At 73.9% G+C, this 10,961-nt stretch carries 11 protein-coding genes; 7 read left to right on the top strand and 4 right to left on the bottom strand.

The window, feature by feature from the left end; all coding sequences use genetic code 11:
• The first annotated feature begins 410 nt into the window (after positions 1-410).
• The 6 genes from ABD948_RS19675 (at position 411) to ABD948_RS19650 (ending at position 6,391) form a co-directional block, all read left to right on the top strand.
• The gene (locus ABD948_RS19675; RefSeq protein ID WP_345270344.1) at positions 411-1,169 is read left to right on the top strand and encodes a hypothetical protein; all 759 of its coding nucleotides are present in this window, start codon (positions 411-413) and stop codon (positions 1,167-1,169) included.
• Positions 1,170-1,182: 13 nt separating this feature from the next.
• Entirely contained in the window at positions 1,183-2,391 is a 1,209-nt protein-coding gene (locus ABD948_RS19670; RefSeq protein WP_345270340.1) for a CpaE/TadZ family protein, read from the top strand.
• 139 nt (positions 2,392-2,530) lie between these two features.
• Positions 2,531-4,054 carry a WS/DGAT/MGAT family O-acyltransferase gene (locus ABD948_RS19665; RefSeq protein ID WP_345270334.1) on the top strand — a complete coding sequence of 508 codons (1,524 nt, stop codon included), beginning with the start codon at positions 2,531-2,533 and terminating at the stop codon, positions 4,052-4,054.
• A gap of 13 nt (positions 4,055-4,067) precedes the next feature.
• Positions 4,068-4,403, top strand: coding sequence for a DUF6912 family protein (locus tag ABD948_RS19660; protein WP_345270327.1), 336 nt, complete (start codon positions 4,068-4,070; stop codon positions 4,401-4,403).
• Positions 4,404-4,455: 52 nt separating this feature from the next.
• Positions 4,456-6,090 (top strand): L-glutamate gamma-semialdehyde dehydrogenase, encoded by a 1,635-nt coding sequence (pruA, locus tag ABD948_RS19655; protein WP_345270321.1) that lies wholly within the window; start codon positions 4,456-4,458, stop codon positions 6,088-6,090.
• Positions 6,091-6,187: 97 nt separating this feature from the next.
• Positions 6,188-6,391 carry a hypothetical protein gene (locus ABD948_RS19650; RefSeq protein WP_345270315.1) on the top strand — a complete coding sequence of 68 codons (204 nt, stop codon included), beginning with the start codon at positions 6,188-6,190 and terminating at the stop codon, positions 6,389-6,391.
• Here the strand turns inward: ABD948_RS19650 and ABD948_RS19645 are convergent.
• The 3 genes from ABD948_RS19645 to ABD948_RS19635 are packed head-to-tail and all read right to left on the bottom strand — an operon-like array spanning position 6,376 to position 8,286.
• The gene (locus ABD948_RS19645; protein WP_345270310.1) at positions 6,376-6,858 is read right to left on the bottom strand and encodes a DUF2505 domain-containing protein; all 483 of its coding nucleotides are present in this window, start codon (positions 6,856-6,858) and stop codon (positions 6,376-6,378) included. The genes ABD948_RS19650 and ABD948_RS19645 overlap by 16 nt on opposite strands.
• On the bottom strand, positions 6,855-7,358 hold the full coding sequence (locus ABD948_RS19640) for a DUF2505 domain-containing protein (RefSeq protein WP_345270305.1): 504 nt from the start codon (positions 7,356-7,358) through the stop codon (positions 6,855-6,857). The genes ABD948_RS19645 and ABD948_RS19640 overlap by 4 nt, the downstream gene beginning before the upstream one ends.
• Before the next feature lie 31 nt (positions 7,359-7,389).
• Positions 7,390-8,286 (bottom strand): hypothetical protein, encoded by an 897-nt coding sequence (locus ABD948_RS19635; RefSeq protein WP_345270300.1) that lies wholly within the window; start codon positions 8,284-8,286, stop codon positions 7,390-7,392.
• A 49-nt stretch (positions 8,287-8,335) separates the two neighbouring features.
• On the opposite strand from ABD948_RS19635, the gene ABD948_RS19630 reads away from it, so the two are divergent.
• Positions 8,336-9,154 carry a tryptophan 2,3-dioxygenase family protein gene (locus ABD948_RS19630; RefSeq protein ID WP_345270295.1) on the top strand — a complete coding sequence of 273 codons (819 nt, stop codon included), beginning with the start codon at positions 8,336-8,338 and terminating at the stop codon, positions 9,152-9,154.
• A gap of 48 nt (positions 9,155-9,202) precedes the next feature.
• Here the strand turns inward: ABD948_RS19630 and ABD948_RS19625 are convergent, their stop codons facing one another.
• On the bottom strand, positions 9,203-10,732 hold the full coding sequence (locus ABD948_RS19625; RefSeq protein ID WP_345270287.1) for a S8 family peptidase: 1,530 nt from the start codon (positions 10,730-10,732) through the stop codon (positions 9,203-9,205).
• Between the last annotated feature and the right edge of the window lie 229 nt (positions 10,733-10,961).

Raw genomic sequence — 10,961 nt, 5'->3', positions numbered from 1 at the left:
GCGCCGACGCGCCGAAGGACTCTCCAATCCCGAGATCATCCGGTGCCTCAAACGACACCTCGCCCGCGCCGTCTACCGAGCCTTACGGACCGACCTCATGACCCCTTGACATCTATAGGACCGTCCCGCTGACTCACGGATCGGGCACCCAGCGGCGCCGGCGGGTCGAAACCCGCTGACTCACGGATCGGGCACCCAGCGGCGCGCCGACGGGTCGAGACCCGCTGACTCACGGATCGGGCACCCAGCGGCGCACCGACGGGTGGAAACCCGCTGACTCACCCAACGAGCGCCGTTCGGGACAACGACCAGCGAGACACCAGTCACCTCCCGTGACGGACGTGACCACTGAGCCGTCAGCCTGTGGATGACGGGGTGCCAGCGGGCGCTCGGATGGGCATCATGGCGGGGTGTCCAGAGATCTCGGGATCCCGGGCGCCTCACGCAGCGCGCCCAGCACCGCCACCTCGCCGCCACCAGGTTCGCCAGCGGGCTCGCCCCCGGGCGCCCGGGCGGCCCCGCCGCCGGCCACGCGCGCGGCCCGGCCGGGCTGGCGCGACCCGCGCCTGTGGCTCGGGGTGGCGATCGTGGCCGCCTCGGTCGTGGCGGGGTCGCGCGTGCTGGCCTCGGCCGACGACACGGTCGCGGTCTGGGTGGTGGGGCAGGACGCCGCCGCCGGCACGCAGCTGGAGGCCGGTGACCTCCAGTCGCGACGGGTGCGGTTCGCCGACGACGCCGACCTGGCGCGCTACGTGCCCGTGGAGGAGACACTGCCCGCGGAGCTGGTGCTGACGCGCGGGGTGGGGGCCGGTGAGCTGCTGCCGCGCGCGGCGATCGGCAGCGCGGAGGAGTCCGACCGGGCGGTGCTGCGCATCGCGGTGCCCGAGGAGCAGGTGCCCGCCGCGGTCGGTGCGGGCGCGGTCGTGGACGTGTACCTGCTCGACGAGTCGGGGGAGCCGGCGGAGGGCGGCCAGGACGCCGCCGCCGATCCGGGGGAGCCCGTCCTGGCCGAGGTCGGAGTGCTCGAGGCGCCCGGCCCGGGCGAGGCGTTCTCGGGCACCGGCAACCGCACCCTCGACGTCGCGGTCACCGAGGAGCAGGCCCGCGCCTGGTTCGAGGCGCGCGGTCGCGTGGTCGCGCCGGTGGTGGCCGTGGTGCAGGTCGGATGAGCGGGTCGGCGCGATGATCGTGGTGCTGGTGGTGGCCTCGGGCGCCGCGTGGGAGTCCACGGCGCTGCGCGTGCTGGGTGAGCACCCGGGGATCGTGGTGCTCAAGCGCTGCGTCGACGTCGACGACCTGCTCGCCACCGCCTCGGCCGGGCAGGCGCACGTGGCGGTGCTGGGCCTCGACTCGCCGGGCCTGGACGCCGCCGCGGTGGACCTGCTGCGCCGCCACGGCGTCCGGCCGGTGGCGGTGGTGCCCGCGGGTCTGGCCGAGGCCGGCCGCGACCGGGCCTCGCGCGTCGGCGTGCACGGGATCGTGGCCGACGACCGGCTCGGCGACCTGCCCGAGCTGGTGCTCGCCGACCCCACCCCGGTGCCGCCCTCGGCGCCGCCGGGCGACGACGTCGCCACGCGGGCGCTGGACCAGGCACTGCCCCCGGTGCCGCCGGCGCCCGGCGGTGGGCGGGTGCTGGCCGTCTGGGGCCCCGGGGGCGCCCCGGGTCGCACCACCGTGGCCGCTGCCCTGGCCGGCGAGCTGGCCCGGCGTCGCCGACGCACGATCCTGGTCGACGCCGACCCCTACGGCGGTGCCGTCGCCCAGCACCTCGGCATCATGGACGAGGTCTCCGGCGTGCTCGCCGCGGCACGGCTGAGCACCGCCGGCACGCTCGAGGAGCGGTTCCTGACGGTGCAGCGCGGCGTCGACGACTGCCTCTCGGTGATCACCGGGCTGCCGCGCCCCGACAGGTACGTGGAGGTGCGGCCCGGCGTCACCGAGCACCTGCTGGAGGTGGCGGCCACGTGGGCGCAGGTGGTGGTCGACACCGGGTTCGGGCTCGAGGAGGAGGCTCCCGACGCCGGGCTGCGGCCGGGCCGGGACCAGATGACGCGCGCCGCGCTGGAGGTGGCCGACGAGGTCGTGGTGGTGGGGACCGCCGACCCGGTGGGCCTCTCGCGCCTGGCCCGCGGGCTGGTGACCCTCGCCGAGCTGCGTCCCGACCTGGCCGTCCACGTGGTGGTCAACCGCATGCGGGCCACGCTCGGCTGGTCCGAGGCGGAGGTGGCCGGGCTCGTCAGCGGGTTCGTGCGACCGGCCGGGCTGCACTTCCTGCCCGAGGACCGCACGGCGGCCGACCGCGCGCTGGTCGCGGGGCGGCTGCTGGTGGAGTCGGGGGAGTCGGCGCTGAGTCGCGCCGTCGTCCCGCTGGTCGACGCCCTCGACGGCTGAACCGCACCGGGCCGGACTGGCCCGGCGGTGCCGGACGCTGTCTGCCACAATCACCCCCACGTGGCCCATGGGGGAGCCGCGGAGGGCCCGGTCACGGGCGTCCGACGGCCAGCCACGCGAGAACGAGGAGGAGCACCGGATGAGCGAGCGGCTGCGCACGCGGGACCTCGCCTTCCTGGTGGCCGAGACGCCCACCTCGCCGTGCCACAACTGCACGGTGGAGATCTTCGAGCCGGGGGACTCGGGTTTCGACTACGACCGCCTGATCGAGCTCATCCGCGACCGCATCTCCTTCGTGCCGCGCTACCGGCAGCGGCTGCGCACCGTGCCCGGCCACCTGGCCAACCCGGTGTGGGTCGACGACGACAAGTTCGACCTCCACTTCCACGTGCGGCGCTCGGCGCTCCCGCGCCCCGGCACCTCCGAGCAGCTGCGCGAGCTGGTGGCGCGGATCGTGTCGCGCCCGCTGGACCGCGGCCGCCCCCTGTGGGAGATGTACCTCGTCGAGGGGCTGGCCGGGGGTCGGTTGGCGCTGCTCTCCAAGTCCCACCAGGCTCTGGTCGACGGCGTCCAGACCGTCGACATCGGCCAGCTGCTGCTCGACCACTCCGCCGAGCCCAAGCAGCTCGAGCCCGACGAGTGGGCGCCACGGCGCACGCCGAGCCCGGCCGGGCTGGTGGCGGGGGCGGTGCGCGAGACGCTCACGGAGCCCGCGGTGCTGCTGGACTCGCTGCAGAGCACCACCAGCGCGGTGCTGCGCACGGCCGACGCCTCGACGCGTCGCGCGCGCGCCGTCGCAGCCACCCTGGCCCGACGCCGTCCCGAGCGGCCCACCCCGATCAGCGGCGCCCTCTCCCAGCAGCGTCGCGTGATCACCGTCGACACCTCCCTGGCCGACCACCGCGCGGTGCGCAAGGCCCACGGAGGCACGGTCAACGACGTCATCCTGGCCACCATCACCGGTGCGCTGCGGGCATGGCTGATGACCCGCACCGAGTCGCTGGGCGGGCTGCGCAAGATCCGCGCCGTGGTGCCGGTCTCGGTGATCGACGAGGAGCTCGAGGCCACCTCGCTCGGCAGCATGATCGCGCCGCACTACGTTGACCTGCCGGTCGGCGAGCCGAGCCCCCTGGTGCGGCTGCACCAGGTCTCCTACAGCTTCACCGCGCACAAGGAGGGTGGCCGCGCCGTGGCCGCCAACCGGCTCGCCGGCATCGCCGGGTTCGCGCCGACGACCTTCCACGCCATGGGCTCGCGGGTGGCCTTCGAGGAGCTGCGCCGCGGCTTCCAGCTCAGCGTCACCAACGTCCCCGGACCCCAGTCGCCGCTCTACGCGGCCGGGGCGCGGATGGTGGGCAGCTACCCCGTACCGCCGCTGCTGCCCGGCCACCCGCTGGCGATCGGCGTCACCTCCTACGACGGGTCGGTGTTCTACGGCATCACCGCCGACCGCGACCGCCTGCCCGACGCCGACCTGCTGGGCACCTGCATCACCGAGGCGCTGACCGAGCTCACCGAGGCCTCCGGCGGTCGCCAGCGTGCGCCCCGCGGGCGGCGCAAGCCCTCGCGCACGGGCAAGGCGTCGCGACCCACGCGTCCCGGCACCCCCGCACCCGCCGACGGCGACGACTCCGGCTCGACCACCGGCAGCACCTCGCGATGAGCACGGTCCGACGATGACGCGCGTGTACCTGCCCACCACGCTGGAGGACCTGGCGCGCTTCGTGGACCAGGGCTACCTGCCCGAGAGCACCGAGCGCTACGTGGCGCCCGGTGAGGACGAGGAGTCGGAGTACGCGGCGCTGACGGCGGCGGCCGAGGCCTCGCACGCGCTGCTGCAGGGCGCCGGCCGACGCGTCGTCGTCGTGGCCGAGGTGACCGACCCCGACGGCACGGTGGCCCTTGAGCAGCTGCAGGCGGTGCACGCCGACCTGGCCGACGACGCCGACCCCGACGACGACCTGGCCTGGTTCGCGGCCCAGGAGATCCCCGACCTGCTCGGCGAGCGCTGACCGTCGCCCGCGCCGGGTGGGCGCGGCGCCGTCGGCTGGTTAGGGTCTCGGCATGGACGCCATCACCCACCCGCCGGCTCCCACCAACGAGCCGAACCTGACCTACGCCCCCGGCAGCCCCGAACGGGCCGAGCTCGTGGCGCAGATCGACCAGCTCGAGCGTCGCCAGCACACGCTGCGCGCCGTCATCAACGGCCGGCACCGCAACGGGGGTGGGCCCGAGGTGAAGGTCGTGCAGCCCCACGACCACCAGCACGTGCTGGGCACGTTCAAGTCCGCCACGGTGCGCGACGCCCAGGCCGCGGTCAAGGCGGCCGGGGAGGCCGCCGCCGACTGGCGCCGGATGCCCTTCGACGAGCGAGCGGCGGTGATCCTCAAGGCCGCCGACCTGCTCGCCGGTCCCTGGCGCCAGCGCATCAACGCCGCCACCATGCTCGGCCAGTCGAAGACCGCCTTCCAGGCCGAGATCGACGCCGCCTGCGAGCTCATCGACTTCTGGCGCTTCAACGTGCACTACGCGCGCCAGATCCTCGAGGAGCAGCCGCCGGCCAACAGCCCCGGCGTGTGGAACCGCACCGACCACCGTCCGCTCGAGGGCTTCGTCTACGCGATCACCCCGTTCAACTTCACCGCCATCGCCGGCAACCTGCCCACCGCCCCGGCGCTGATGGGCAACACGGTGATCTGGAAGCCCTCGCCCACCCAGCAGCTCGCAGCCTCCCTCACCATGGAGCTGCTGGAGGAGGCCGGCATGCCGCCGGGCGTCATCAACATGCTGCCCGGCGACGGCGTCGAGGTCTCGCGCGTGGCGCTGGCCCACCCCGACCTGGCCGGCATCCACTTCACCGGGTCGACACCGACCTTCCAGCACCTGTGGCGCACCGTCGGCGAGAACATCGCCTCCTACCGCTCCTACCCGCGCGTGGTGGGCGAGACCGGTGGCAAGGACTTCATCCTGGCCCACCCCTCGGCCGACCCCGACGTGCTGCGCGTCGCCATGGTGCGCGGTGCCTTCGAGTTCCAGGGCCAGAAGTGCTCCGCCGCCTCGCGTGCCTACGTGCCCCGCTCGGTGTGGACAAAGATCAAGGACCAGCTGGTCGCGGACATCGAGAACCTCTCGATGGGTGACGTCACCGACCTCTCCCACTTCATGGGCGCCGTCATCGACGAGCGGGCCTTCGCCAAGCACCGCTCGGCCATCACCCGCGCCAAGCGCAACAAGAACCTGACCGTGCTCGCCGGCGGCCAGACCGACGACTCCGTGGGCTGGTTCGTGCGCCCCACGCTGGTGGAGTCCACCGACCCGGCCGACCAGATGTTCTCCACCGAGTACTTCGGGCCGATCCTCGCCGTGCACGTCTACGACGACGACCGCTTCGAGCGGGTCGCCCTCCAGATGGAGTCGATCGCCCCCTACGCGCTCACCGGCGCGATCATCGCGCGCGACCGCGCCGCCATCACCTGGGCGCAGGAGGCCCTGCGGTTCGCCGCGGGCAACTTCTACGTCAACGACAAGCCCACCGGCGCCGTCGTCGGCCAGCAGCCCTTCGGCGGGGCCCGTGCCTCGGGCACCAACGACAAGGCCGGCGCGCCGCTGAACCTGCTGCGCTGGACCTCGCCGCGCTCGATCAAGGAGACCTTCGTGGCGCCGACCGACCACCGCTACCCGCACATGGGCGCCGAGTAGCCGCGCCCGGAGACCGTGTTGTGTGGATGTTGTGGAGCCGGTGCCCATGACCTGACCGTGTGCGTGCGGGGTGGGTCACGGGCGTAGCCTGGGGGCTGTGGATCCCCTGCTCGCGCCGCTGCTGGTCGTCGTCCAGCACCTGGGCGCGCTGCACCCGTTCGAGACCGGGCTGACCCTGGTGCTCGCCTTCGGGCCGTTCGTGCTGCTAGGCGTCGTGGTCTGGATCAGGCGCCGCCAGGACGCGGCCGGGCTGCCGGACGCCGAGCCGGCCGAGCCGGCCCCGGATCAGCGGGCCAGGTAGTCGCGCCCGACCTTGTTCTCGGCCTTGAGGGCCTTGAGCAGCAGGTCGGAGATGAGCCCCTCGATCTTGCCGCCGACCAGCGGGATGCCGACCTTGATGGTGAGGTCGACGGTCTCGACGGTGCGCCCGCCCTTCTCCTCGACCCGCGCGGTGCCGGTCATGTCACCGGGCTTGCCGGGGATCTCGACGGTGATGTCGCCGAGCACGGGCGTCGTCCAGATCTCCTTCTGCACGATGTTGGTCTCCTCGCCGACGATCTTCTTGGCGAAGGAGGGCACGCCGGCCGTGGACTGCCACTGGTCGATGGTCACGTGCAGGGTCTCACCCACGCGCTCCACGCTGATCTCCTGGCGCAGCACCCCCTGGTAGCGGCAGACCTCCTCGCGGAAGGCGGGGTCGGCCAACATGGCCGTGACGGCCTCCACGGGGGCGTCGTAGACCATCTCGTGGGTCAGGCGCTTGCTCATCGGGTTCCTTCCAGCCAGGCGGTGCCGGTCTCGTGCTCGATGCGGTACCCGGCCGCGAGGGCGTCCACGACCAGGGCCTCCAGCTTGCCGCCGACCACGGGGATCTTCACCGTGACCTTCACCTCCACGGTGTGGGTCGTGCCGGTGCCCTCGGGGGTGAGGGTGACCGTGCCGCTGGAGCTGATCGGCTGGCCAGGCGCCTCGATGGTCACGGTGGCCGCCTCGGGGGAGTGCCAGGTCTCGGTGACGACCGAGGTGGTGGTGGCGCCCACGAACTTCCGGGCGATCGCGGGCAGGCCGGAGGTGTCCTGCTCGGTGCGGCACACCAGGGTGAACGGCACGGCCGGGGACCCCGCGGCGTCGGGCGGGTCCACCTGCACCTCGACGCCGACGACGCCCTGGGCGTGCGCGACGCGCTCGCGGAAGGCGGGGTCGGCCAGCATGGCGCGCACCTGCTCGGGCGTCGCGGGGTAGGTGTGCTCGGTGCCGAAGGTCTTCACGGGGTCGTCGCCGGCGTCGTCATGGCGCCCATCATGGCGTGCAGGCCGACAGCTGCTCGGCGGCGTCCGCGGCGTCGAGGTCGACGACGTCGGTCGGGGCGGGCGTCTCGATGACGACCTTGCTGCCCGGGTTGTCGAAGGTGATCTCGATGGGCGCCTCGGCGGCGAAGACCCGCTCGAGCTCGGCGGGGTCGGCCTGGACCCCGGCCTCCTGCAGGGCGGCCAGCAGGGCCGGCCCCTCGACGCGCAGGTCGCGCAGGACGCCGTCGTCGAGGGTGAGGCGCGCGAGCACCCGCTCCTGGCCGGTGAGTCCCAGCAGGGTGGGCAGTCGCGGGCTGATCAGGGCGGTGGCGGTGGTGAGGTCGACGCTGCCCAGCAGACCGTCGCGGACCTGGGGGTCCTCGGCGATGCCGACGGCGGTGGAGGCGAGCACGACGACGCCGGGCAGCTTCTCGAAGCCGGGATTGAACTCCAGCCCCACGGTCTCGGTGACCCGGGCGGGCTCGCCGGTGACCCAGCAGCGCGAGGAGATGTCGCCGTCGGCGGGCAGGCGCACGAAGAACTCCCCGGCGTCGCTGACCGTCTCGGACTCCACGGGCTCGCCGTCGCCGGCCTCGCCGAGGTCTGCGGTGAAGGTGAGGCGCTGCTCGGCCGGAGAGAGCCGGTAGACACCGGTGTAGTCGAAGCGCTGGTCGGCGTAGGTGTAGACGGCGTCGAAGGTGCCGGTGTTGCCCACGCGCAGGCCGGTGAGGGCGTCGTTGAGCGCCTGGGTGGCCGCGGAGTCGGCAGCCAACCCGGTGAGCGACGTCGGGACCTCGGCGGGTGCGGGGGTGGCGGTGTCGTCGCCGCCGCCCCCGCAGGCGCCGAGCAGCAGCGAGGTCACCGCGACGGCGGCGCCCGCGCGGAGGGTGAGGGAGCAGGGAGTCATCGGCGCCCATCATGGTTCATCTGCGGCCGCTCGTGGTCGAATGCGCCACGTGAGTCCGGATCGGGGTGCGCAGCAGGCGCCGGAATCGTTCGTCTCCTTCGGCGAGCAGGGAGCGCAGCTGACCTACGGCAGCTACCTGCGACTGCCCCAGCTGCTGGACGCCCAGCACCTGGAGTCGGACCCGCCGGCCCACGACGAGCTGTTGTTCATCACCATCCACCAGGTCTACGAGCTCTGGTTCCAGCAGCTGCTCCACGAGGTGGTCGCCGCTCGCGACGCGATGACCGCGGGGCGTCTGTGGTGGGCCCAGCACCTGCTGCAGCGGGTGCACGTGATCGAGCGGGTGCTCGTCCAGCAGGTCGACGTGCTGGAGACGATGACGCCGCAGGACTTCCTGGAGTTCCGGCAGCGGCTGGCGCCGGCCAGCGGGTTCCAGTCGGTGCAGTTCCGCGAGCTGGAGTTCCTCTCCGGCGCCAAGGACCCCGCCTACGTGGAGCGCTTCCGCGGGCTCACCGCCGAGGAGCGGGTGCGGCTGGACCGGCGGCTCGAGGAGCCCTCGCTGTGGGACGCCTTCGTGCAGGTGCTGGCCGACGCCGGCCTCCCGTCGTCCGACGACGGTCAGGTCGCCGCCTCGTTGCGACAGGTGGCCCACGACCGCTCCACCCACGCCGGGGTGTGGGCGCTGGCGGAGGCGCTGCTGCAGCACGACGAGCTCGCCGCCTCGTGGCGGGCCCGGCACGTGGTGATGGTGGAGCGGATGATCGGCGTCAAGTCGGGCACGGGCGGGAGCAGCGGCGCCGGCTACCTGCGCAGCCGGCTGCCGCTGCAGTACTACCCGTTGCTGTGGGAGCTGCGCTCGCAGCTGTGAGTGCGAGTCGCGCGCGCAGCCCCCGGGTCGGGTCGGATCGGCTGCCGGTCAGCTGCCGGTGAGCGCCGCGACGGCCGCGACGACGTCGACCAGGCCGTGGCCCTTGTCGGCGCTCGTGCCGCCGGCGTAGGGCAGCCCGTCGGTGAACTTGTGCGCGCTGGAGGTCAGCGCCGCCTCGATCTCCGCAGGCGTGGCCCCGGGGTCGGCCTGGTAGAGCTGGGCCACGATGCCGGCCACGTGGGGCGCCGCCATCGAGGTGCCGCTGATGGTGTTGAACGTGCCGATGGCCAGCGGGCCGGGGCCGTTGCGGAAGTCCAGGCCGGTGGAGCAGATCGGCAGGTAGGGGCGGCACGAGGAGGTGATGTCCGAGCCGGGAGCCGAGATGTCGGGGTAGGTGCTGGGACGGCCCACCTGGCCGCGCGAGCTGAACTCCGAGACGTTGCCGTCCCGCGTGCCGGTGCCGAGGTCGTCGTAGGAGGCGACGCCGAGGATGCCGCCGGTGGGGTCCTGGCTGGGCGGGTTGGTCAGCGAGGTGGAGCCGTCGCCGCCGTCGTTGCCCGCGGCCCAGACGGTGACGACGCCCTCGGCGGCCAGCGCGCGCTGGAGCTTGACCGTGGCGCTCTCGGGGTCGAACTCACCGCCGCCGGTGGGGCCGTAGGAGTTGTTGGTGACCTTGATCGGGGGGCAGGTGGCGGCGGGGACGCCCGGGCCGCACGGTGCCTCGTGGTTCTCGAGGACCCAGTTGAGGGCGGCGTCGGCGCCGACGATGAGCAGCGCGGCGCCGGTGGAGACCGAGACCAGCTTGGCGTCGCGGGCGGCGCCCTGCACCTGCTCGCCGTCGGAGAGGGTGACGCGGCGTCCCACGGCGATGCCGCTCACGTGGGTGCCGTGGCCGCCGACCGACAGCGTGTCGGTGTCGAGGAAGGTCGGCACCTTCGTGACCTCGCAGATGATCTCGAAGGGGTCGCAGATCGTCTTGAGGTTGGCCACCACGGCGCTGCCGCCCCCGGGCTCGCGGAACGAGGGGTGCGTGGGGTCGACACCGGAGTCGATGACGGCGACGCTGACGCCGCGCCCGGTGAGGGCGGTGCCGTCGGCGCCGGTGAGGGTGCGCTCGGCCGCCAGGCCGCGTGTGGCCTGGTGGGAGGTCTCGGTGGCCAGCGCGATGGGCGCCTCGCCGGCCTCCACGTAGGTGACGCCGTCCGCGGCGCGCACGGCCTGCACCTGGTCGGCGGTGCCCCGGGCGACCACCACGCCGATCTGCTCGAACTCGGTGCGGGTCGCGAGCCCGGCGTCGGCGACGGCGGCGCGCGCGGCGGCGAGGTCGGTGCCGTGCACCATCACCGTGGCGCGGCCCGTGAGGCTCTGCAGCTGGTCGGCGAGGAACGGCGAGACACGCGCCAGACCGGAGGCCTGAGCCGCGGTGGCCGGCTCGTCGGCGGTCGCGGCGGCGGAGCCGGCACCGGTCAGGCCGAGGGCCAGCACGGTGGCGGCGCCGGCGGCCAGGGCGCGGCGTCGCGCCCCCTGCCGGTGCAGTGGGTGCGGGGTGCGGGAGGGGCGGTGGGGCGTCAGGCGCACGGCGTGGCTCTTCCTGCTCGGCTCGCCCGGTGTCGGGTGGGGGGCCACCGTCTCTGCGCGGTGCCCGGGGCGATGTGGTGCCCAACGAGCCGGATCCGCACGGGCTACGCGCGAGTAGTCAGAAATGACCATGTCGGGATGGTCATTCGGGACCAGGCGGCCGCTGGGGATACCCCCGGGGGTGGGCTCCGGGAACGGCCCGGTGACGGGCTACCGGCCCGTAGCGCGG

Source organism: Nocardioides nanhaiensis (genome assembly GCF_039542785.1).
Lineage (GTDB): Bacteria > Actinomycetota > Actinomycetes > Propionibacteriales > Nocardioidaceae > Nocardioides > Nocardioides nanhaiensis.
The sequence above is the reverse complement of the archived record's forward strand: the minus strand, read 5'-3'. Positions and strand labels throughout refer to the sequence as shown.